This window comes from Vibrio paucivorans (genome assembly GCF_054053395.1).
The window spans coordinates 1561242-1584145 of the sequence record NZ_CM133230.1 but is presented as its reverse complement, the minus strand read 5'-3'; the positions used below and the strand labels follow the sequence as shown (position 1 = coordinate 1584145).

The window sequence follows — 22904 nt, the reverse complement described above, 5'->3', positions numbered from 1 at the left end:
TTAATCGTTTCATCGGATTCGATTGAGTACGGCAAACATGCCGCCACCTTCCTCTTCAAGGGTTAACCGGTCATTTTGCAGCGTGTAAGTTGTGTTGTGCTCACCATTTTCATACAGCAGTACCAAGTTATTGCCCTCTGTATAGTAGACACCTTTATGTACTGCCTCTTCTCCATCACTATTACTCACCCTAAACAAAAAGACAAAATCTGGCTGCAATACCAAGTCCATCTGGCTCACATTGCTAGCAAGCAAATCGTCGCCAGACAAAGACTCACTCGACCACATACCCGCCAGTGCATTTGGTAACGCTTTGGTAAACGTAACACCGTTCATATTTAGCAAATTGTGGTTGCCTTCGTAGTTATAAACCTGAGGCTGAGAGGTGTTCAGTCCTAGAATAATGGTATCTTCGTTTGCAGCGTAGAGCCCTTCCCAATGGTCGACACTGTAATCTTTCTTCTGAATATCTATTTGAAATGAATAATTGGAATTTAGAGTAAGTTTAATCGCTACAAAATTCTCAGAGGAGTTTTCCGGATCTGGATTAATCAAATACCAGTCGCCAAGAAGAAATGGCAGGTCAAACTGTGTTAAGTCGGCACTGTTCGATTTTTCAGTGTCTTTAGTAGCCTCTTCGACTACGGTATTGCTTGATACTGTATAGCTGAAACAAGCGAGTATTATTACCATCCATTTCATAGCGCACTCCTCACTTTTTTCTTTAAGCTTAGGATTGCTTTCACAATAACGCGAAATTTTTGATCTAAATCACGTTATTTAATGCCATAAAAAAAGCGAACCCATTCGAGTTCGCTTTAAATTACACTGTAAATTGGCTGGTTATTTAAGCATATCAACCATGATGGCAACCGACTCGTCTAAGTACGCATCAGGTACTTCATAGTCTTTTGGCACATCATCTAATGACTTAAACTCTTTTGCATTTTCGGCTTTCTGACGCTGATTGATCCGCGCAAGACGTTTGGCGTCTGCCTCATCACTTTCAGCCTTACGAGTTTTCTCATTCAGAGAAGTCGTATTCTCGTCTTTTTCTGCCTTGTACTTCGCAATGTCGTCGCGGATAAAGCCAAATTCCATGTCGTTAGCGATACGAGCTTGATGCTTAGTTGTGAGTTGCTGAATCAGTTCTTCATTACTTTTCAGCGGGCTAAACTTCGCTTGATCTATGCGATCCCAAGGGAGTGCATTATCTTCAACACTTTCACCTGTTTCGCTAGGTTCAATTGGCGTTGGGAATGGAATGTCAGGAACCACACCTCGGTTTTGCGTACTGCCACCATCAATTCGATAGAACTTCTGAATCGTGTACTGCACGTAACCTAACTCTTTATCAAACAAATCATAGATGTGATTCAAAGAGCGATGCTGTTGAACAGTCCCCTTACCGAAAGAGTTTTCACCTAGAATAATCGCACGACCATAGTCTTGCATCGCTGCGGCAAAAATTTCTGATGCTGATGCACTATAGCGATTCACTAGAACCGTTAACGGCCCCTGGTAAGAGATCTTGCCATCTGTGTCACTGTTTACATTAACTCGACCGTAGCTATCACGAACTTGGACAACCGGGCCACTTTCAATAAACAAACCTGATAAAGATGTTGCTTCAGTTAACGCACCACCACCGTTGTTACGAAGATCGACGATGATACCGTCAACTTCTTTCTCTTTCAGTTCAGTGATTAACTTGTCAGTGTCTTTAGACAATCCGACATAGAAGCTAGGAACTTCTAAAACACCAATCTTCTTGCCATCTTTTTCAATGAGCTCAGACTTAACTGCACGATCTTCTAAACGAATTTTGTCTCGGACAATTGTGACAACGTGACTTTTCACATCATTACCATCAGGCAAGATTTGTAGCTTAACTTTCGTGCCCTTAGGCCCTTTAATTAGCTGAACCACGTCGTCTAAGCGCCAACCAATAACGTCAACAATTTCTTTGCCATCTTGGCCAACACCTACGATGCGGTCGCCTTCACCGAGTTGCTTACTTTTTGAAGCTGGACCACCAGCGACCAAAGAGCGAATGACGGTGTAGTCATCCGTCATTTGGAGAACGGCACCAATACCTTCTAAAGACAAGTTCATCTCAGATTGGAATTGCTCTGCATTACGTGGTGATAAATAACTCGTGTGCGGATCAACTTCTCGGGCAAATGCATTCATGTACAGCTGAAACGCATCTTCGTTATGAGTTTGGCTAATGCGCTTAATCGCGTTGTTGTATCGCTTACCAAGCACGTCTTTAATTTCAGGCCACTCTTTACCCGTTAGTTTTAGATTCAGCGCATCGTATTTTACGCGCTTTCTCCATAGCTCATCCACTTCGTCTTGGTTTTTCGGCCAAGCAGCTTCTGAGCGATCTAACTCTATCGTTTCATCGATATCGAAAGACATCTCTTCGTCAAGCAAGGATAGCGCGTACTTAAAACGCTCGTAACGTTTCTGAATCGAAAGGTTGTAAACGTCAAAAGCAATTTGGTTGTTACCCGCTTTTAATTGGTCATCAATACCGACCGACCATTTTTGAAATGAATCGATATCTGCTTGGGTGAAGATATTACGATTGTAATCCAGCATTTCGATATAACGGTCGAAAATAGCCTGAGAGAACTGGTCGTTGAGAGTGAAGTGTTTGTAATGAGAACGAGTAAAGCGTGATGTGATCCGCTTGCTTGCGGTTTCATGCTGAACTTCTGGAGCGAGAACCGGTAAGTCCTCTTTGGTAAGTTTGGCTTCTAGAGCCTGAGCTGATGAAGCTGCCAGCCAAAGGCCAGCAGCAATCAGAGTCAATCTTGAACGGCATTTCATGCGTAGGAGTGTCTCCTTTATGCGCGTAAGTGCTCCGCTTTCACAACCATTTGCAGGCCGTTTGCTAGTTGAACACGCACATCTTCCTTATTTACTTCAACAATGGTCGCAGCCATGTTTCCTTTGCCCATATTCACATTTACTTGATTACCAACAGTAACTTCGTCGGCATTCAGAGCACGTGTTTCAACTGGCTTGCTTGGCGCTTTTTGTGTTTTAGGCTGAGCACGACGAGCTTGAGGTTTTTTCGCCTTAGGCTTGTTTGCTTTCGCTTCTTCACGGTTTTTCTGTGCTTGCTCTTTACGACGAGCTTGTACACGAGCTTTGCTTTCTGCTAGTGCAGTTTTAGCATGCTCAACATGTTCTTCTTCTAACTCACCACATGCGTTGCCATCTAGATCCACACGAGTGGCACCAGGTTTAACGCCGTGTAGGTAACGCCAAGATGACGTGTATTGTCTTAACGCTGCACGAAGTTGAGTCTTACTTACTTTTTCATCTTCGCTAAGACGCTCAGCAAGATCTTGAAAAATACCAATTTTCAGAGGTTTTGCTTCACCTTCTAAAGTAAAGCACTTAGGGAAACATTCAGCAATGTATGCGATAACTTCTTTGCTGTTTTTTAACTTTTCAGTGTTTTCCATGAGGATTCCTGGTTGTTGCGGTAAGCTTGTCCGCAGGCATTAAGATAAATATTTCAGGTATTATAGTGACCTGCAAGCGAAAAACCACAGTAAAGAGTCATTTTATGCTTTGTTAGTATGCGAATTAAGCAGCTTTTCTACTTCAACCATTAAAAATGTCAAACCTTGCTCGTCAATCTCGCTAAATCGACCAATATTTGGGCTATCTATATCAAGTACCCCCGCGACTTCTCCCCCAATTGAGAAAGGGATTACTAATTCGGAGTTACTCGCAGCATCACAAGCAATATGCCCCTCAAACTCATGTACGTCGTAAATACGCTGAACAGTGTTCGTAGCGACAGCTGTTCCACACACACCACGCCCAACCGGAATACGCACACACGCAGGTTTTCCTTGAAATGGACCTAACACCAGTTCCCCTTCTTTCATTAGATAGAAACCAACCCAGTTTAGTTCCTCTAATTCCATGTTGAGCAGTGCCGATAAGTTAGAAAGATTAGCAACCAGATCGGTTTCAGATTCCAAAAGCGCAACTGCTTGTTTGGTTAGTCGGTGGTAATGTTCTATTTTCATTATTACTTCCATTTGAAAATTAGAGACATACATCATCGTTATCCGTACAATGCCCACAAAATACAAATAGGATGCATTCTCATCAAAATGTTCGATTCAAGTGATACTATTAGCCGCTCTTGGCTTCTAAAACAAGTAAAAAAGCACAAGTCTAAGCTTCTGTTTGCTAATGCTATAGCCATACTCGCCACACTAATTAGTGTCCCTATCCCATTATTAATGCCTCTAATGGTTGATGAAGTACTTTTAAACCAGCCTGGCACTGGGCTTGAGTACATGAATATGCTGTTGCCAGATTCGGTTCAAACTCCTACTGGTTATATTGCCTTAACTCTATTCCTCGTTATCTTAATGCGTACCGTAAGCCAAGGTTTGAACATACTCCAAGGCAGGCAGTTCACCCTTGTATCCAAAACTATTACCTACAAAATGCGAACGAAAATGCTAGATAAGCTCGGCCGCATTAGTATTAAGCAGTACGAGACTCAAGGAAGCGGCGGTATTAACGCCCATCTCATTACCGACATAGAAACGATCGATCAATTCATTGGCAGTACACTGTCTAAGTTCATCATTAGCCTACTCACAGTGCTCGGTACCGCAATTGTACTTCTATGGCTCGAATGGCGCCTAGGGCTGTTTATTTTGTTGGTAAACCCTGTTGTTATCTACTTTTCTCGTAAACTGGGTAGCCGTGTAAAGCACCTTAAAAAAAGAGAAAATCAATCTTTTGAAAGGTTTCAGAATCGCTTAGTCGAAACACTCGATGGCATCTATCAACTCCGTGCAGCTAACAAAGAGCGCGAGTTTCTAAGGGAACTGAAAGGCCAAGCCGACCAGATCCGTGTTGATGCTGACAAATACGCTTGGCAATCAGAAGCTGCAGGCCGTCTATCATTTCTATTGTTCCTGCTTGGCTTCGAGTTGTTCCGCGCTGTCGCTATGCTAATGGTGCTGTTCAGTGACCTGACGATAGGCCAAATCTTTGCAGTCTTTGGCTACCTTTGGTTTATGCTTGGGCCAGTACAAGAATTGTTAGGGATTCAATTTTCTTGGTATAGCGCCAAAGCCGCTCTAAACCGTATTAATACCCTTCTCACTCTTGAAGAAGAGTATCGCCCAGTAAGTAAAGTCAATCCATTCACTTCTGATCGAGAAGTCGAAGTCAGAGTCGAAAATGTCAATTTTTCCTACAATAATGAAAGTCAGGTACTTAACGACTTGAGCCTTATTATCCCAGCAGGGAAAAAAGTCGCGTTGGTAGGTGCAAGTGGTGGTGGTAAGTCGACACTCATACAGTTGCTGATAGGCGTTTATCGCCAGAGCTCAGGCATCATTCGTTTCAATGGAGAATCATCTGACGACATAAGTTTTGATGTCATTCGTGAGCAAATCGCCGTTGTTTTACAACAACCTATACTCTTTAACGATAGCTTAAGGCATAATCTGACCCTCGGCGGCGACTACGACGACATGTCACTTTGGCGTGCACTAGAAGTTGCTCAAATGCATGATGTTATTTCTCAGCTTAGTGACGGACTTGAAACTCAAATCGGTCGAAGTGGAATTCGCCTTTCGGGTGGGCAACACCAACGGCTTGCAATTGCTAGGATGGTATTAACTGATCCTAAATTTGTGATTTTGGACGAAGCAACATCTGCATTAGATACTGCTACGGAGTCAGCACTGCATAAAGCCCTGACTGAGTTCCTTAAAGGAAGAACGACATTGATTGTCGCTCACAGGCTTTCAGCAGTAAAACAAGCCGACATGATTTATGTGTTAGAAGATGGACAGGTTAGCCAAACAGGGACACATGGAGAACTGGTTGAACAAGAAGGTTTATATCAAACATTATATGGAACTTTGCAGTCGAACGCTTAACGGTGACCCTGTAACTAGCATCAATAGGTTGTATCGTGTCTTGTAAGCACATGGAAGCACATCAAGCGCAACCTTTACATGTCCGGCTTTGTCAGGGCTGTGAGCTCCCTGTCGATGTTATCGAAATTAAAGATGGCAAAATCGCCTATTGCCCACGATGTGGTACTCAGCTGTATCGTGGCGGCAAACCCTCATTATCAGGAAACCTCGCAGTAGCTATAACCTGCCTACTTCTTTTTATTCCGTCTCATTTCTTCGACTTTATTAGCATCAGACTTGTAGGAGTGATGATTCCTGCCACTTTGCCTTCAGGCGTTATCATTATGATGCAAGAAGGCTTTGTTGCTTTGGCACTACTGATTCTGTTCTGTAGCTCTATCGCCCCACTGCTCGTCTGTACCTCAGTTGTTGGTGCGCATTTAAGCCTGCATTTCAAGTCATTTACTGGATTACGATACTCTCTAACGACGATTCAACACCTTAAACACTGGGTAATGATTGACGTCTTCCTTGTTAGCGTCGCGGTGTCTTGTTTCAAGCTTCAGGATTATTCCGACATTTTTGTTGGCCCGGGCTTATTCGGATTGATTCTGCTACAAATCTTTACCGTTTTGTTGATCAGCCGAGTCAGTGTTCGTCGCTATTGGGAAATGTGGGACCCAGAGTGCAACCATGCGTTCTCAGTAAAAGAGATTCATTGCCACAATTGTCACCTGTCTCAACCTAATGGTGAACGTTGTGTTCGATGTCACCAACCAATCCACCACAAAACGCCTAGATCAATTCAGAAGACTTGGGCTTATCTGATTGCTGCTAGTATTGCCATCGTTCCAGCAAACGTCATTCCGATTTCGATTCTTATCACTAACGGGCAGCGCTTAGAAGACACCATTTTGTCGGGTGTAGCGTCGTTGGTGAATACAGAGCAAGAAGGCATTGCTTTAATTATATTCGTCGCAAGTATTGTCGTACCTGTCGCCAAAATTTTGGGATTAGGCTACATCTTACTTGCGATTCGCTTTAAGCGAGCAGTCTACCACCGCCAACGCATGTTTATTTACTTCGCAGTCCGCTGGATTGGCAAGTGGTCAGTTATGGACTTGTTCGTAATTTCTATCATGCTCACACTGGTTGATCGTGGGCAGATTTTGAATTTTACTCCAGGTTACGGCGCCGTCGCATTTGGCTTAGTCGTCGTATTTACTATGCTTGCAGCAGAGAGTTTAGACCCTAGGTTTATCTGGTCTAATTATCGCGAGCCTTCTAAGGATGAGTTAATTAATGAGTGACGAGTTATCCCCTCAAACTTCCTATTCACCGAAAGTGAAACGCAATCGTGGTATTTCGCCACTGTGGATATTGCCTATTCTTACTATGTTGCTCGCCGGTTGGTTAGTCGCAAAGGCAATCCATGATGCAGGACAGAGGATTCAAATCTATTTCTCTAACGCTCAAGGACTGGTCGCTGGTAGAACAACCATACGATATCAAGGCCTAGAGGTCGGTATGGTGCGCGACATTACGCTGTCTAAAAACTTGGGCAGTATATACGTGGATGCCGACATATACCCTGAAGCGACAAAATTACTAACTGAAGACACTCGCTTTTGGTTGGTCAAACCAACCGCTAGCCTTTCCGGGATATCTGGTTTAGACGCTCTCGTATCAGGCAACTATATTGCGATACAACCTAGCGATAGTGGTGCGGAGTTCGAGACTAAGTTTACTGCTTTAGAAAGCGCCCCGTCCGACTTGTTGGCGGATAAGGGCCTAAATATCACTCTTCGTGCTCGCGACTTGGGTGGAATTTCGATTGGCTCTCAAATTGTTTACAAAAAAATCCCGATTGGTGAAGTATACAACTACCAGTTAGACAGCAACGCCAAAAACGTCATCATCCAAGCGTCGATCAAAGACGAATATCGCAAAATCATTACCGACGAAAGCCGTTTTTGGAATGTAAGCGGTATCGGTGCAAATATCGGGTTTGATGGCGTGGATGTCCACCTAGAAAGCTTAAGCGCATTAATTGGTGGGTCTATAGCAGTTGATTCTCCAGATGGAGGGCAACCTGTTGCGGATAATACCCAATTTCGATTATATCGAGACCTCAAAACGGCAGGTCGTGGTATTCCTATTCAAATCGTTTTACCAGATGACAGCAAGATCAGTGCTTCTGGAGCCCCTATTGTCTATCGCGGCATTGAGATCGGCCAAGTGACCAACGTAAGGTTAAGTGAAGGCCGTGAAGACATTGTCGCTTCTGCCGCAATCCAACCTGTATTCAGCGATATGCTTACGACGCAGAGCCGGTTTGTCCTAGAAGAGGCTAAGGTTTCCCTATCAGGTATGGAAAACATCGCCAACCTTGTCAAAGGTAACTTCTTAACTTTAGTACCTGGTGACGGTGATCGTTCTCGACACTTTACAGCCGTTCGCAAAAATGAATTCAACGAACAGCAAGAACGTTCTGTTGCGATTACTCTTGTTTCGGATAATTCATTTGGATTGGACGTGGGCGCTAATATTTTATACCGAGGGATTCCAGTCGGTTCGATCACTCAAGTTAGCCTTGTGAACGACTCGGTTCACCTTTCAGCGTTGATTGATAACACCTATTCCGAATTAATTAAATCAAATAACCGTTTTTACGTAACGGGCAGCGCTACCGCAGAACTTACTGAATCCGGCCTGAGTATTTCTGTACCACCCGCCAAGCAACTTCTTACAGGTTCCATTAGCTTTGTAAGCGAAGGTTCTAACAATGCCCAAGAAAGTTACTCACTTTATGCGAGTAAATCACTTGCCGAGTTAGCCAAGTATAATCAATCAGGCTCCATGAAAATCTCAATGTTTGCCAGCGAACTGCCTCCAATTTCAAAAGGTAGCCCGCTTCTATATCGAAACCTACAGGTGGGAAGTATCTCCGATTTCGAACTGAGAGATGGTGGCGTACTCATCCATGCGACTATTGAGAATCAGTACAAGCACCTTATCACCGAACAATCGGTATTTTGGAATCGTTCAGGTGTTGAAGTCGATGCGTCGTTAAGTGGCATCAGTGTCAAAGCAGCACCACTCAAAACTCTAGTTCAAGGTGGTATTGCCTTTGACTCACTGGCTGGAGTGGAAAACAAAATCAATAAGCACTGGAAGCTATACAAAGACTTCCAAGACGCACGAAAATTTGGCCATGTGATTACTCTTACCGCTGACACTGCCAACAATGCCGCTGTTGGTACCACTATCAAGTACAACGGTGTTCAAGTAGGTGAAGTGACTCTTGTCGCGCCAGATTTCAACAGTGACAAAGTGCAGATAAAAGTACGTATTCTCCCTGAATACGCACAAAAAATAGCGAAACATGGAAGTCATTTTTGGGTCGCTAAACCAGAGATAGGGCTATCGGGTGTGCGCAACTTAGAGAACATCATTAGCCCTACAATTAATGTGACTCCAGGCAAAGGAAAGCCTCATTATGAGTTTGCCCTAACAGACGCACCAGCTAAGGAGATGGGCACGGTATTCAGTTTACAGAGTGAAACTCGAGGCTCAATTAAAGTGGGTACACCAATTTTGTTCCGTGACATGACCGTCGGACAAGTGACCGATGTTAAGCTTGGTGAGTTTTCAGATCGCGTCATTTCAACCATTGTGATTGATAGCGAGTATGCCTATTTAGTGCGTTCAAATAGTATTTTCTGGAATACCTCAGGGCTTGATGTTTCCATTGGCTTATCAGGGGCGAATATCCGCTCTGGTACAATAGACAGCATAGTCAAAGGCGGCATTACTTTCGCCACACCAGAGGAAAAACAACTACAGCCACCAGCTCAGCCAGAACAGTCCTTCTACCTGTATGCGACTGCTCAAGACGACTGGAAAAAGTGGCGAACCCCAATTCCTCGGCCATAGCACAGTCTCAAAGTAAGAAAAATGCAGCTTTACGCTGCATTTTTTTATATTTATTGTTTATCTCCGCTATAATCCCGCGATAAACAAAGACCACCGAGATTCTCCCTTGCATTCAAACATTACACTCCCAGCTGAATTTCTTAGTGAGATGGAAGCCATTATGCCCTCTCATCTCAATATGGAAGATTTCGTCGCTGCCTGTCAGCGCCCTCTGCGCAAAAGTATCCGTGTGAATACGCTTAAAATTAGCGTCGAAGAGTTTAAAACACGTGCAAATGATAAGGGCTGGATACTTGAAGCTGTACCTTGGTGCTCTACTGGATTCTGGATTGAAGCTGATGAGTCAATCGTTCCATTAGGCAATACCGCAGAACATATGGCTGGGCTATTCTATATCCAAGAAGCCAGTTCCATGATGCCTGTATCAGCACTGTTTGAAGACGACAGTATCATTTACGATTCTGTTCTTGATATGGCAGCGGCTCCAGGCTCAAAAACCACCCAAATCGCTGCTCTGATGAAAAATCATGGCGTACTGGTTGCAAATGAGTTCTCTGCCAGCCGGGTGAAAGTACTGCACGCCAATATAGAGCGGTGTGGCGTTAGAAATACTGCACTAAGCAACTTTGATGGGCGCGTTTTTGGTGGTTGGCTACCGGAACAATTCGATGCCGTATTGATCGATGCGCCATGTTCTGGTGAAGGCACTATCCGTAAAGATGCGGATGCCATGAAGAACTGGAGTAAAGCTTCCGTTCTGTCTATCTCTGATACGCAAAAAGATCTCATTGAAAGTGCCTTTCACGCTCTGAAGCCGGGTGGTTCTCTTGTCTACTCTACTTGCACACTCAGCGTTGAAGAAAACCAGCACGTTTGCCTACATTTGAAAGAAACGTTCGGCGATAACGTAGAATTTGAAACTCTGGAAAACCTATTTGATAAAGCAAAGCTCTCAATTACAAAAGAAGGCTTTCTACATATATTCCCTCAAACATACGATTGCGAAGGATTCTTTGTCGCTAAGATTAAGAAGACGGGCTCAGTACCTGCTCCAACCGTTAAGAAGCGACTAGGCAAATTTCCGTTTGAAAAAGCGCCCGCTAAAACTCAGAAAGACATTGCTGAGCAACTGTTTAAGGCACTAGGGGTATCTCTGCCAAAAGATAGCTCTGTTTGGATTAGAGATAAAGACGTTTGGCTATTCCCAAACAACCTAGAGCCTATGCTTGGCGAGCTGCGTTTCTCTCGTATGGGAATCAAAATCGCCGAGAGTTTTAATAAAGGCTACCGTTGGCAACACCAAGTCGCTACCGCCTTGGCGTCAGGAAACGAAAGCCAATCCATAGCACTTTCTGTTGATGATGCTCGTGAGTGGTTCATGGGTAGAGATGTACGTCCAGAGGGACTTAGTGGCAAAGGTGAAGTGCTAGTAAAACTGGGTAACGATGTGATTGGACTAGGGAAATGGGTTGGAAACAGAATTAAGAATGGCCTTCCTAGAGAGCTAGTCAGAGATAAAAATCTATTCTGATACCTAAGACTATAGTATGAAATTCTATAGATTAGTCGCCTAGACGCTATGATGAACTACAATAGAGGTATACAGCTATTGTAGTTCTGAGATTAGCGCAGGCTCTTCAAGAGCCCTTCCCCTTGGCCCAATACAGGAAGTGTTGGGCCACTTTTTTAGGTGTGCAGTCTAAACAAATTGCGGCTATTTCTTTAAACGGATGCCATCAGCTTCCATTGTGATTTTGCCCAGTTTGAACAAGCCACCAATCGTTTTCTTAAAGGTGCCTTTACTGGTTCTGAACGCCGTAAAGATAGCCTCTGGAGATGATTTATCGTTCAGTGGTAAGAAACCCTCTTTCTTTTCCAACAAATCCAGTATTTTCGAGCTAAGATCATCCATCTTCGCGGTGCCAATCTTCTGTAGCGACAAGTTTATTTTGCCGTCATCGCGAACATTTTTAATAAACCCTTTCAACTGTTTACCAATGAAAAGCTTACCGAACACGTCAGATGGAAAAATCATTCCCCAATGCGTCCCATTTACAATCGCTTTGTAACCTAGGTCGCTTTTCTCTGCAATGATCAAATCTACTTGCTGGTTTTGCTTATAGTTTGCTGGCGTTTTATCTAATAGCTTATTGAATTTAGTGGTACCAACAATTCGCCCGGACGCTTTATCTGTGTAAACATACACAAGAATGTTCTGCCCTTCACGTAGACGACCACGCTGCTCACTGTATGGGACTAACAAGTCTTTCTCTTTGATTCCCCAACTTACGAAAGCACCGGTGCTATTGACACCTTCAACTTTCATCATTCCCCATTCACCCACTTTGGCAATCGGTGATTCTGTAGTCGCTGCAAGTTGATTATCTGAATCAAAGTAAAGAAATACGTCGATGTACTGGCCGATTTCGACACCTTCTGGTACATGTCTGTTAGGCAATAATGTGGTCCCAAAGTCATCCGCATCTAAAAAAATGCCGAAATCAGCCCGCTTTACAATTTCCAAGCGGTTCATCTGACCAACTTTAATCATTTCATCTGTCTCTTTTTAAATTTACGGAGATTATAACCAAACTCTGTTATTCTTTCCGTAAATCTACAAAGAAATTTAACTTTATTATCAGGAGCATTTCTTGGTCTCGGTCGACAAACAAGACGCTATAACTCTAAAAATTTCCCATGCGATGGCAGCGACCAAAAAGTCCGATTTAGATATTTACCTTTTTGTCCCTGGCGAACTCGGATTAACCCCCGAAGTCATGAGCGAAAGTGCCTTTTATTACAGCTCAATTCATCAAAAACGGGCCTATTTCAGTGACAAAACGCTATTGCCACTCGTCCATAGCCGACTCGCCAAACGCGGCCGACTTTCTACGACTCAATACCGAGTAAGTTTGAGTTTGTTTGCTTACCAATACGTAATTGCCTTAGACAAAGCTGTCGCAGAGCTGAACAAGCATGAAAAAGACGTCATCACGACAGAAGAAGTTGACGAAGTTATCGAGCTAGCACTCGATATTTTGAAACGACTGCGCCGAGCAATTCCATTTGAAGAGAGCTTAAAGCGTTACTACGCGAACATAGATAATTATTTATCTTGGTATACCGGCCAAAAGTTTCTCTCTTTAATCGCCCATATGCCTCGTGAAGGTGATTACAAAACCTTAAAAGAGCGCTTACTTGCTATCGTAGAGAAAGAAACCGCACATAGAAAGCTCAACAACTATAACTCAAAGAAAGTACGTGACGACGTAACGAGGATGAGTAACAAAATGCGCCTGTTACGTCGTTTGATCGAGCACCCTATCGTACTTAATGAGAAGGTGACTTCGCTGGGCAAAAACATGAAGCGAGCAGTAAAAGGCATCGCGACCGGCTTAGTGATGGTATTCGTTACAATTACAGCAATCATGGCACGCGATTACTGGGGGGAAATCACCGCCTCATTTATTATTGCGATGTCTTTTTTGTATGCCTTACGAGAAATCTTCAAAGATGACTTGCGCGATGTTTTATGGAGAGTGATCCGCAAAGGGAAACCTAAATGGCGACGCCGTTACATCGACCCGACAACAAATAAAGCAGTCGGACAAAAGCTCGAATGGCTTGACTATACTTCATTGAGCAAGCTCCCCGATCGCATTACTCAAATCCGTAAAAAACGTGTCGTTCAGCGTGAAGAACAAGTTTTGCACTATCGTTCTGAAACTGAAATGACAACGTCGCGGTTTATGAGTGGCTACGAAGAGACACGAGAAACGCTTCAAGTTAACATGCGTGCGCTAACGCGCCTGATGGATAAGCGCTCTAACAAGATTTATCAACACAACAACGGCCAAGTGACCAAAGAATCGGTAGAGAAAAGACATTTGCTCAACATGATTGTTAAGGAAGACAACCATAAAGGCGAAGTCAACTTTTATCGATGGAAGATCATCCTCAATCGAAGCAAAATCGTGGCTATTGAACAAATAGAGCTCGCTGAAACCACCTTGCCTAGAGCCGCTTTAGAGACAGAGTAAGCATAAATTCCGCCATCGCCTCGTTACCGTGTAACTCGGGGCAGATGGCGGTAATCTTAACCGCCCTATTCACACGTTCGCCAGTAGCGATGGTTTCATCCAACATCTCATCAATCAGTTCACCATCATGACAAACGAAATGAACATCCGATTCAGGTCGTTTTAAAAACTGCCCTTCAACGGCTTTGAACGCCAATGAGATTTTCTCACCTCGCTTTTGAGCTTTGCTCATCGCCATAAAGCCACCTGCTACATCTGCACCTACGGCTAATACACCAAAATACATACTGTTCAGATGATTCTTAGTACGACGTTTCAAAGGGATTTTGATTTCGACCGCTTGCTCGTCCAAACGAAGAATTTTAGGGCGCGATAACCAGATAAAGGGAACTTTGAAAAAGCCAAACATATTGAGATAAAAGTTTGCTTTCTGTAGTGGTGACAACATGAAACAACCTATGAGCTGCAAAAGTAGTCAGACCAGTTCATATAAAACATGAGTAGATGTCAACATTTCGTTAACAAACAAGAGACTCGGCGCAGAAAAGCGCCGAGTAAACGTAAAATTTCTGTGTACTCAAACTGATTACGCTAAAGACATATTAAGCGCCAGTTACAGCGGCTACGTTGCGATGCTCCAACAAGTACTCTTGGACTTTAGGGCTAGACTCTAAACCACACGTTACGACAAGTGACGGCTTCTTAGCATGTGCTGCTGCGGATACCGTAATGTCCAATAGCTGAATAACTGATTCATTCTCGGGATCGAAGCTTTGTTCAAGTTCTGCTGATGTTCTATCAATTCCCAATGTAAATTGCGCTAAGTTGTCTAGGTTGATCACTACACCATCGAAATAGTGAAGCAGACGTTCAGCCAGTAATGCAGATGACGGCACATCAACAGAGAATAGTACACGTAACCCATTCAAACCGCGTGGAAGGCCTTGCTCAGCCAGCTTATCGATAATTGTCGCTGCGTCTGCAAGTGTTCTAACAAAAGGAACTACAACTTCGACGTTTATACCTTGCTCACGTAGCACTTTGATCACCTGACACTCTAACGCAAAAGCAGGGTTGTATGCTTCTGACGCATAGCGAATCACACCTCGGCTGCCTAATGCAGGGTTAGCTTCATCCGATTCTACCTTCCCTCCTATTAAGGCAGAAAAACCTGCACTATCGGTATTGCTTAGACAAACACGTACCGATTGGTGAGATGGTTGGATAGAAGCAGATATTTCGGTAACTAATACTGACACAAAATGCTCAGCGACATCATTGCCGCCCAATATCGCCTCTAACGAAGACGCTTCTATAGCAGATAGGGAGTCTTGCACTTGCGAGATTGATGGATGATAAAACACCTTCTCAGCAATCAAATCCGCTATCGAAATATAGACATGTGGTCCCGCCATTTCCTGCTCAGATGAAGGAATTGAATCACCTAATATGAGTTCTGGATGCAAACGGTTGTTATTATCGAGATTCATTACTGCTCCGTGTCAAAATTATAATCGTCTTTGTAAACGAAAATACCATTGGCAGCACGTAATACAAGCCCAATCGAGCATATTTAGCTCATTGAACTGCATAAATTTTTAATATAGCCGCTATGATAAGAGAAGTTTATTGATAAGGAGTTTATTCCTCTGCTCAATTCCGTTATCTTTAGCGCTTCGCAATAAAAAGTACAGGCTTTCGCATGCCATTAAAAACAGATGAATTAAGAACACAACCACTGGGACCAATGCCTACACCTGCAGAGTTAGGTGGTGCGCACCCAATTACTGATGATGTAGCGCAGCGAATAGCTCAGTCGCGTAGACAAATTGAAAGTATTTTAACCGGAGAAGACGATCGCCTTCTTGTTATTGTTGGTCCGTGCTCTGTACACGATACTGATGCAGCATTGGACTACGCGGGTAAACTCGCGAGCATTCAGGAGCAATACAAAGACCAGCTATTTGTGGTCATGCGTACCTACTTCGAAAAGCCTCGAACTGTTGTTGGCTGGAAAGGCCTAATTACGGATCCAAATCTAGACGGCTCATATGCACTAGAAACAGGTTTAAACAAAGCGCGTAAACTACTACTTGATATCAACAAACTTGGCCTTGCAACAGCGACCGAGTTTTTGGATATGATTACGGGCCAATACATTGCTGACCTAATCACTTGGGGCGCAATTGGTGCTCGTACAACTGAATCTCAAATCCACCGTGAAATGGCTTCTGCTCTTTCTTGCCCTGTTGGATTTAAGAACGGTACGAACGGCAACATCAAAATCGCAATCGACGCAATTCGCGCATCAAAAGCATCACACTATTTCTACTCTCCAGACAAGAATGGACGAATGACGGTTTACTGCACAAGTGGCAACCCGTATGGACATGTAATACTGCGTGGAGGAGACACTGGTCCAAACTACGATGCGCAATCTGTTGAAGCAGCATGTAAGCAACTAGAACAGTTCGACCTGCCACAGAAACTTGTCGTCGACTTCAGCCACGCTAACTGCGAAAAGCAACATCGTAAGCAGCTAGAAGTGACTAACGATGTGTGTGAGCAAATTAAATCAGGCAAAGGCTATATTGCAGGCATCATGGCAGAAAGTTTTATCATCGAAGGCAATCAGCCGATGTGTGATTTAGATAACTTAACTTATGGTCAATCGATTACCGATCCTTGCTTAGGATGGGAAGACACTGTAGAAATGCTTGATATGTTAGCCGACGCTGTAAAAGCTCGCCAATAAAGGATACGAGGACCAAAAATGCCTTCTTTTGATATTGTTTCTGAAATTGATACGGTTGAACTGCGTAACGCAGTAGACAACGCTTCACGTGAATTGTCGACTCGCTTCGACTTTCGCGGCGTAACAGCAAGTTTTGAAGTCACTAAAGACGAATCCGTAAAACTAAGTTGTGAGAGTGATTTTCAGCTCAAGCAGATGCGCGATATTCTACGCGGCAACTTGACCAAACGCGGTGTAGACGTCAATGCGATGGAATCTCAAAATGCTGAGCAAACTGGCAAAAACTGGCATCAGAACGTTTTGTTTAAGCAAGGGGTTGATGCAGCCACAGCCAAGAAGATCGTAAAGACAATCAAAGATGCCAAAATTAAGGTACAAGCCGCTATTCAAGGCGAAAAAGTACGCGTAACAGGTAAAAAGCGCGATGACTTGCAACAAGTTATGGCGTTGGTGAAGTCTGCCGAATTGGGCCAACCTTTCCAATTTGAAAATTTCCGTGACTAATCACGCGGCCTAATTAGCATTAAACACAAAAATCCCGCTAATAAAGCGGGATTTTTATTGTCTCAAAGTCAATTCAATATCAGCTACAAGACTTCAGCAAGCTTCAAATAAGCATCATTGTTTATCAATAAGGTAAAGTCACTCTTATTTGACGGAACAAATACAACAATTCTTAAGTTCTCTTTTCTCGCTTTAGTCAGCATATCCGACAGCTCAACCGCATCTTTAAAGCTTTGGCGCTCTGCGTCCCTTCGAGATAAGTCTACAAAGTCAAATGGGCAATGCTGCTCATGAAGAACGATTTCAGCTTTCTGCATCAGACGCAGAGCTTTAAGAGACAAACGCTCAACATCGTCACCATATTCCAACCAACTGCAACTGCCTTCACTTTCCAGTTTAGTGTTGAGTGCTTGTTGGTAAAGTGCCTCGAGAGCCTCGCGCGAGACTGCATTTTCGACTTCAGGGTTACGTAGAAATTGCTCCCAGAACTTTCTTCTTAGAGTTACATTCGGTAACGCTTCTTTTATCGAGTTGCGTTTCGAAGCACCAAAGTCAGCGAGCAGCGACAAGTTTTGCGGCAGAACCGTTTCTAGCAATTCTCGAATATTGCGAACGAGTACAGGAGAAGCGCCACCACTTGATATGGCGAGCTGAATACGCCCCCGATTGATCATAGAGGGAGTTATAAAATCGCAATACGGAAGATCATCAACCACATTAACTAATAGCCCAAGAGATTTGGCATCTTTATGTACTTTATGGTTGAGCTCTGGATTGTCGGTCGTCGCCCAAACCTGAACAAAGCACTTATCAAGTAAATCACTTGAATAAAAGTTTTGTACCCATGTACAGCGCTTATTGTCAACCAACTCTCTTAGGTATGGCTCGATATTTGGAGACACAATAGTGACCTGTGCACCAGCCCGAATCAATGAGTCGGCTTTACGGCTCGCGACTTCACCGCCACCGACAACCAGAACTGGCTTATTGGACAAATCCATAAAAAGCGGAAAATACTGCATCTACGTCCCTAGTTAATTCAAAACACTATCAATAACATGCTACCAAAATTGGGGCACCACGATCATCTATTTATTCGTATCAATACAATTATTCACCAAAATTAATACGATCTTTAGTCAATACTTCCAACACAACTACCCATTACAAAATGTTACACAAGTGTTAATTATTAATTTTATCGATAAATCCTTTTGCCCCAATAGTGTGAACTGTTGCACTATTTACATTCGCGTAACATTTCGTCATTCTAATTACAGTTTGGGTTTGTGAGTTCCATCAAAAATCTTTTTAAATTATACATTTGAGAAAACACAAATCCTTACCTACGCTTATAAATGGTTGATTTAGTTGATTGTTACTAATCACCAAGTTGACCGACAAATTATAAAACACAACATTTATGAGTAAGTTGTATCAGGAGTCACCTGGTTTAACACGGATCATACAGGAAGGATACAAATGGCAAATAAACTAACAATTCTTGCTTCAGTCGTAGCTGCATCTACTGCAATGATGGCAACATCTGCATCAGCAGCAGAAAGCACCCTGGACAAAGTAACAAAACAAGGCTTTTTAACTTGTGGTGTAAGTACTGGTCTGCCAGGGTTCTCTAACCCTAACTCTAAAGGCGAATGGGAAGGAATCGATGTTGAGTATTGTCAAGCTCTAGCAGCAGCGGTTCTTGGCGACAAAACGAAAGTTAAATATGTTCCGCTAACAGCGAAAGAGCGTTTTACAGCCCTACAATCTGGTGAGATTGACGTTCTATCTCGTAACACCACTTGGACACTTCACCGTGATACTGCACTAGGCCTAAACTTCGTAGGTGTTAACTACTACGATGGTCAAGGTTTCATGGTTAAGAAAGATCTTGGTATTTCAAGCGCTAAAGAGCTCGACGGCGCATCTGTTTGTGTTCAGTCTGGTACAACAACAGAGCTAAACCTAGCAGATTACTTCCGTAACCAAGGCATGGCATACAAGCCGGTTGTATTTGATACAGCAGCGCAAACTTCAAAAGGTTTCGATGCCGGTCGTTGTGACGTACTAACAACTGACCAATCAGGTCTATATGCACTTCGCCTTAACTTGAAAGATCCTTCATCAGCAGTCGTACTTCCAGAAATCATTTCTAAAGAGCCACTAGGCCCAGTTGTACGCCAAGATGATGACAAGTGGTTTAACGTTGCTAAGTGGACACTTAACGCAATGATTAACGCAGAAGAGTACGGCATTACTTCGAAGAATGCCGACGAAATGCTTAAATCAAAAGATCCAAACGTTAAGCGTATCTTAGGTGTTGATGGCCCTAAAGGTAAAGGCCTAGGCATTCGTGACGATTGGGGCTATCAAGTAGTGAAACAAGTTGGTAACTACGGTGAAAGCTTCGAGCGCACTGTTGGTACTGGCTCTCCGCTACAAATTTCACGAGGTGTTAACGCACTGTGGAATGCTGGTGGCTTCATGTACGCGCCACCAATCCGTTAATTAAGCAACATCTAAATAAAAATTGGGCGGTTTAGGCCGCCCTTTTTGTAAAATGGATTTGAGGTTATAGCTGTATGAAACCTACTAATACTGTTGCTTCTCAGGCTGATAACGGATCAGCCAAAAGCACAAGCCTTATATACAATCCCACCTTTCGATCTGTCGTTTTTCAAATCATTGCGATTTTAGCGCTGATCTTTTTCTTCTACACCATTGTTAATAACGCCCTTACAAACCTAGACGCTCGTGGTATCGCCACTGGTTTTGGTTTCCTTGATCAAGAAGCTGGCTTTGGGATTGGCCTTACGCTCATTGAATACGATGAAACCTACTCTTACGGACGTACTTTCGTTATCGGCCTACTCAATACTGCCCTAGTATCTTTCCTAGGTATTATTCTGGCTACCGTTATTGGTTTCGTCATGGGTATCGCTCGCTTATCATCTAACTGGTTAGTGAGTCGACTCGCTGCGGTTTACATTGAGATTTTCCGAAACGTACCCCTACTTTTACAAATCTTTTTCTGGTACTTCGCAGTTTTGCAGGCACTCCCGTCTCCAAGACAAAGTATGAGTCTCGGTGAAGCTGTTTTCCTAAATGTTCGTGGACTTTATTTCCCTGCTCCTGTTTTTGAACAAGGCAGTGGAATAGTCATCGCTGCATTGGTTTTCGGTATTATCGCTTCCATCGTCATTAATATCTGGGCGAATAATAAGCAAAGACTGACCGGTCAACAGACTCCTATGGGACGTATTATTCTTGGATTATGCGTTGGCTTACCGGTTGTCGTTTATTTCTTAATGGGTTCTCCTATTAGTGCAGAAATGCCAGAACTGAAAGGATTCAACTTCCGCGGCGGTATAAGCATTATTCCAGAGTTAGCAGCATTGTTGCTCGCACTGTCTATCTATACTGCATCATTTATCGCGGAGATTGTTCGATCTGGTATTAATGCGGTAAGCCATGGCCAAACTGAAGCGGCAATGAGCCTGGGTTTACCCCGCTCAAGAACGCTGAAGCTGGTTGTGATTCCGCAAGCCTTGCGGATCATTATTCCTCCACTAACAAGCCAATACTTAAACCTGACCAAAAACTCGTCTTTGGCGATGGCAATTGGTTACCCCGATTTGGTGTCTGTATTTGCAGGAACAACGCTTAACCAAACCGGTCAAGCAATAGAAATTATCGCTATGACGATGGGGGTTTATCTCACGCTGAGCTTGCTAACTTCGGCATTGATGAACGTTTATAACCGTAAAGTAGCCTTGGTGGAGAGATAACGATGAGCATACATCAATTTCAGCCAGATCTTCCGCCTCCAGCAAATACTGTTGGTGTTGTAGGCTGGTTACGTAAAAACCTGTTTAATACGCCGGTAAATTCAATAGTAACTTTAGTCTTAGGTTACTTTGCCTTTTCTCTAGCATGGTACATCTTTGACTGGGCTATTCTCAATGCAGACTGGGTAGGAACAACTCGCGACGCTTGTACTCGAGAAGGCGCATGCTGGGTTTTCATTAGCGTGCGCTGGGAGCAGTTTATGTACGGCTTCTACCCAGAGGCCGAGTTATGGCGCCCTCGCCTGTTCTACATCACTTTAGCTATATTCACCGTATTGCTGGCGTATGAAAAAACGCCAAAAAGACTTTGGATTTGGTTGTTCTTCGTCAACATTTATCCGTTCATTATCGCCGGGTTACTTTACGGTGGCGTATTCGGGCTAGAGGTTGTGGAAACACATAAGTGGGGTGGTTTACTCGTTACACTAATCATCGCTCTCGTTGGTATTGTGGTATCTCTGCCAATCGGTGTTGCACTTGCACTTGGTAGACGCTCTGAAATGCCGATCATCCGTAGTATTTGTACCGTCTACATTGAAATTTGGCGTGGTGTTCCGCTGATTACTGTTCTGTTCATGGCTTCAGTAATGTTGCCACTGTTCCTAACTGCAGGTTCAGAAACTGACAAACTGATACGTGCACTAATCGGTGTGGTGATGTTCAGTGCCGCTTATATGGCAGAAGTGGTTCGCGGCGGTTTACAAGCGATCCCTAAAGGCCAATACGAAGCAGCTGATGCTCTAGGGTTAAGCTACTGGAAAAAAATGGGGCTTATTATTTTGCCTCAGGCTTTAAAAATCACAATTCCTTCAATCGTAAACACCTTTATCGGTCTATTTAAAGATACCAGTCTAGTTCTAATCATTGGTATGTTTGATGTACTAGGTATAGGTCAAGCTGCAAACACCGACCCAGAGTGGTTAGGCTTTGCAACAGAAAGTTATGTATTTGTCGCGTTAGTGTTCTGGGTATTTTGTTTTGGCATGTCGAGGTACTCGATATGGCTTGAAAACAAACTTCATACCGGTCACAAACGATAATAGAAAGCTCAAGGACGTATTATGACGCAACAACAATCGAATGATTCACAAGAACCGATGATTCAAATTAAGGATATGAACAAGTGGTACGGTGAGTTTCACGTACTTAAAAACATCAACCTTAATGTCCGTAAAGGTGAAAAAATCGTAATTTGTGGCCCTTCCGGTTCTGGCAAATCGACCATGATTCGCTGTATCAACCGCCTCGAGGAACATCAGAAAGGACAAATTGTTGTTTCTGGTAATGAACTGACCGAAGACCTTAAAAACATCGAAGCAGTTCGCCGCGAAGTAGGCATGTGTTTCCAACACTTCAACTTGTTCCCTCACCTGACGGTTCTAGAAAACTGTACTCTGGCTCCGATTTGGGTGAAGAAAATGCCTAAGGAAGAAGCAGAAGCCATCGCGATGAAGTATCTAGAGCGAGTTAAGATCCCAGATCAAGCCGATAAGTACCCGGGGCAACTATCTGGTGGTCAGCAACAACGTGTTGCTATCGCACGTTCTCTATGTATGAGCCCTCAAGTAATGCTGTTTGATGAACCAACATCAGCACTCGACCCAGAAATGGTGCGTGAGGTACTCGATGTAATGGTTGAACTTGCAGAAGAAGGGATGACAATGCTGTGTGTAACACACGAAATGGGTTTCGCGAAAGAAGTCGCTGACCGAGTCATATTCATGGATGCAGGTGAGATTATTGAAGAAAACAACCCAGTTGATTTCTTTGAGAACCCACAGTCCGATCGAACTCAAAACTTCTTAGCACAAATCCTCCATCATTAAAGCTAAAGCACTGAACCAAGAGGCGATTCTATCGCCTCTTTTTAGTTGTTATATTGTGTTACATCTTAGAA

The 22904-nt window shown here is 43.5% G+C and carries 19 protein-coding genes; 11 read left to right on the top strand and 8 right to left on the bottom strand.

Annotation, left to right across the window (positions count from 1 at the left end; all coding sequences use genetic code 11):
• Nucleotides 1–9: 9 nt before the first annotated feature.
• The 4 genes from ACXABW_RS07355 to ACXABW_RS07340 form a co-directional block, all read right to left on the bottom strand.
• Nucleotides 10–702, bottom strand: a complete 693-nt coding sequence (locus ACXABW_RS07355) for a hypothetical protein (RefSeq protein WP_457524841.1) — start codon at nucleotides 700–702, stop codon at nucleotides 10–12.
• A 141-nt stretch (nucleotides 703–843) separates the two neighbouring features.
• The gene (gene prc / locus ACXABW_RS07350; protein WP_457524839.1) at nucleotides 844–2838 is read right to left on the bottom strand and encodes a carboxy terminal-processing peptidase; all 1995 of its coding nucleotides are present in this window, start codon (nucleotides 2836–2838) and stop codon (nucleotides 844–846) included.
• Nucleotides 2839–2855: 17 nt separating this feature from the next.
• Nucleotides 2856–3482: an RNA chaperone ProQ gene (gene proQ, locus ACXABW_RS07345; RefSeq protein WP_252030728.1), complete on the bottom strand. Its 627-nt coding sequence runs from the start codon at nucleotides 3480–3482 to the stop codon at nucleotides 2856–2858.
• 102 nt (nucleotides 3483–3584) lie between these two features.
• The gene (locus ACXABW_RS07340) at nucleotides 3585–4058 is read right to left on the bottom strand and encodes a GAF domain-containing protein (RefSeq protein ID WP_252030727.1); all 474 of its coding nucleotides are present in this window, start codon (nucleotides 4056–4058) and stop codon (nucleotides 3585–3587) included.
• A gap of 87 nt (nucleotides 4059–4145) precedes the next feature.
• On the opposite strand from ACXABW_RS07340, the gene ACXABW_RS07335 reads away from it, so the two are divergent.
• From ACXABW_RS07335 to rsmF, 4 genes are all read left to right on the top strand, one after another.
• A complete protein-coding gene (locus tag ACXABW_RS07335) occupies nucleotides 4146–5942 on the top strand; it encodes an ABC transporter ATP-binding protein (protein WP_457524837.1) in 1797 nt (598 codons plus the stop codon).
• Between the two features lie 50 nt (nucleotides 5943–5992).
• Nucleotides 5993–7231 (top strand): PqiA/YebS family transporter subunit, encoded by a 1239-nt coding sequence (locus ACXABW_RS07330; RefSeq protein ID WP_457524968.1) that lies wholly within the window; start codon nucleotides 5993–5995, stop codon nucleotides 7229–7231.
• Nucleotides 7224–9857: an MlaD family protein gene (locus tag ACXABW_RS07325; protein ID WP_457524836.1), complete on the top strand. Its 2634-nt coding sequence runs from the start codon at nucleotides 7224–7226 to the stop codon at nucleotides 9855–9857. The genes ACXABW_RS07330 and ACXABW_RS07325 overlap by 8 nt, the downstream gene beginning before the upstream one ends.
• A 106-nt stretch (nucleotides 9858–9963) precedes the next feature.
• Nucleotides 9964–11388 (top strand): 16S rRNA (cytosine(1407)-C(5))-methyltransferase RsmF, encoded by a 1425-nt coding sequence (rsmF, locus tag ACXABW_RS07320; RefSeq protein WP_457524835.1) that lies wholly within the window; start codon nucleotides 9964–9966, stop codon nucleotides 11386–11388.
• A gap of 183 nt (nucleotides 11389–11571) precedes the next feature.
• Here the strand turns inward: rsmF and ACXABW_RS07315 are convergent, their stop codons facing one another.
• Nucleotides 11572–12408 (bottom strand): CvfB family protein, encoded by an 837-nt coding sequence (locus tag ACXABW_RS07315; RefSeq protein ID WP_252030722.1) that lies wholly within the window; start codon nucleotides 12406–12408, stop codon nucleotides 11572–11574.
• Nucleotides 12409–12508: 100 nt separating this feature from the next.
• Here ACXABW_RS07315 and ACXABW_RS07310 point away from each other — a divergent pair, with 100 nt between their 5' ends.
• Entirely contained in the window at nucleotides 12509–13897 is a 1389-nt protein-coding gene (locus ACXABW_RS07310; RefSeq protein WP_252030721.1) for a hypothetical protein, read from the top strand.
• On the opposite strand, the gene ACXABW_RS07305 is transcribed toward ACXABW_RS07310, so the two are convergent.
• Complete coding sequence (locus ACXABW_RS07305; RefSeq protein ID WP_252030720.1) at nucleotides 13872–14345, bottom strand: PaaI family thioesterase; 474 nt, start codon at nucleotides 14343–14345, stop codon at nucleotides 13872–13874. The two genes, ACXABW_RS07310 and ACXABW_RS07305, sit on opposite strands and share 26 nt — an antisense overlap.
• A gap of 154 nt (nucleotides 14346–14499) precedes the next feature.
• A complete protein-coding gene (locus ACXABW_RS07300; RefSeq protein ID WP_457524832.1) occupies nucleotides 14500–15387 on the bottom strand; it encodes a putative PEP-binding protein in 888 nt (295 codons plus the stop codon).
• Nucleotides 15388–15599: 212 nt separating this feature from the next.
• On the opposite strand from ACXABW_RS07300, the gene ACXABW_RS07295 reads away from it, so the two are divergent.
• Entirely contained in the window at nucleotides 15600–16652 is a 1053-nt protein-coding gene (locus ACXABW_RS07295) for a 3-deoxy-7-phosphoheptulonate synthase (RefSeq protein ID WP_457524830.1), read from the top strand.
• 18 nt (nucleotides 16653–16670) lie between these two features.
• Nucleotides 16671–17156 carry a YajQ family cyclic di-GMP-binding protein gene (locus tag ACXABW_RS07290; RefSeq protein ID WP_252030717.1) on the top strand — a complete coding sequence of 162 codons (486 nt, stop codon included), beginning with the start codon at nucleotides 16671–16673 and terminating at the stop codon, nucleotides 17154–17156.
• An 83-nt stretch (nucleotides 17157–17239) separates the two neighbouring features.
• On the opposite strand, the gene ACXABW_RS07285 is transcribed toward ACXABW_RS07290, so the two are convergent.
• A complete protein-coding gene (locus tag ACXABW_RS07285) occupies nucleotides 17240–18178 on the bottom strand; it encodes an NAD(P)-dependent oxidoreductase (RefSeq protein WP_457524828.1) in 939 nt (312 codons plus the stop codon).
• Between the two features lie 460 nt (nucleotides 18179–18638).
• Here ACXABW_RS07285 and ACXABW_RS07280 point away from each other — a divergent pair, with 460 nt between their 5' ends.
• The 4 genes from ACXABW_RS07280 (at nucleotide 18639) to ACXABW_RS07265 (ending at nucleotide 22833) form a co-directional block, all read left to right on the top strand.
• Complete coding sequence (locus ACXABW_RS07280) at nucleotides 18639–19667, top strand: amino acid ABC transporter substrate-binding protein (protein ID WP_252030714.1); 1029 nt, start codon at nucleotides 18639–18641, stop codon at nucleotides 19665–19667.
• A gap of 74 nt (nucleotides 19668–19741) precedes the next feature.
• Nucleotides 19742–20947, top strand: coding sequence for an amino acid ABC transporter permease (locus tag ACXABW_RS07275; protein ID WP_265688262.1), 1206 nt, complete (start codon nucleotides 19742–19744; stop codon nucleotides 20945–20947).
• A 2-nt stretch (nucleotides 20948–20949) separates the two neighbouring features.
• Nucleotides 20950–22047, top strand: coding sequence for an amino acid ABC transporter permease (locus tag ACXABW_RS07270; RefSeq protein WP_252030712.1), 1098 nt, complete (start codon nucleotides 20950–20952; stop codon nucleotides 22045–22047).
• Nucleotides 22048–22068: 21 nt separating this feature from the next.
• A complete protein-coding gene (locus tag ACXABW_RS07265; RefSeq protein WP_457524827.1) occupies nucleotides 22069–22833 on the top strand; it encodes an amino acid ABC transporter ATP-binding protein in 765 nt (254 codons plus the stop codon).
• Nucleotides 22834–22904: the final 71 nt, after the last annotated feature.